The sequence below is a fragment of the Vibrio sp. 10N.222.48.A3 genome (assembly GCF_041475345.1).
GTDB classification, from domain to species: Bacteria; Pseudomonadota; Gammaproteobacteria; order Enterobacterales; family Vibrionaceae; genus Vibrio; species Vibrio tasmaniensis_A.
Genome location: NZ_JBFRVX010001530.1, coordinates 1 through 695, shown reverse-complemented (window position 1 = coordinate 695; position 695 = coordinate 1). Strand labels below are relative to the sequence as shown.

Here is a 695-nt window from a genome sequence, read left to right as displayed (position 1 = left end):
AACCAGTACTAACCAAAGCCAGTACTGATCAAGCTCTGGAAACCTTTCAACTTCTAAATCTTGATTTAAAAAGCTATTTTCTAAAGCGAAGCTTACAAAGCTAGGGTTAAAAAACACGCTTAAAACCATATTTATAAAAGCTATGTTCTGATGGTCATGATTACTGGGTGACCTGTGCGTGTTGAATCAGCACTCACGTCACCCATTAACGATTAACCTTTTATTAATTTAACCTTAGCTTCAATTAGCCTTGGTATTTTTTGATTACTAGCGTTGCGTTCGTACCGCCGAAACCAAAGCTGTTAGACATAACCGTTGTTAGCTCTTGTTCACGAGCTTCGGTTACGATGTCTAGGCCTTCGCCCGCTTCGTCTAGGTTTGCAACGTTAATGCTTGGTGCGATGAAGCCGTTATCAAGCATTAGCGTTGAGTAAATTGCTTCGTGTACACCAGCCGCACCTAGAGCGTGACCTGTCATCGCTTTAGTTGCTGAGATTGCAGGGCTGTTGCCGCCAAAGACTTCTTGGATTGCGCCAAGTTCTTTAACGTCACCTACAGGAGTTGAAGTACCGTGAGTGTTCACGTAGTCAACGCCATCAACGTTTTGCATTGCCATCTTCATACAACGAACCGCGCCTTCACCAGAAGGAGCAACCATGTCGTAGCCATCTGAAGTTGCGCCGTAACCCACGATC

General features: G+C 44.5%; 1 pseudogene. It reads right to left on the bottom strand.

What is annotated here, in order from left to right:
• Positions 1–244: 244 nt before the first annotated feature.
• Positions 245–695, bottom strand: a pseudogene (locus AB4653_RS27565) (beta-ketoacyl-ACP synthase I); the annotation flags it as partial.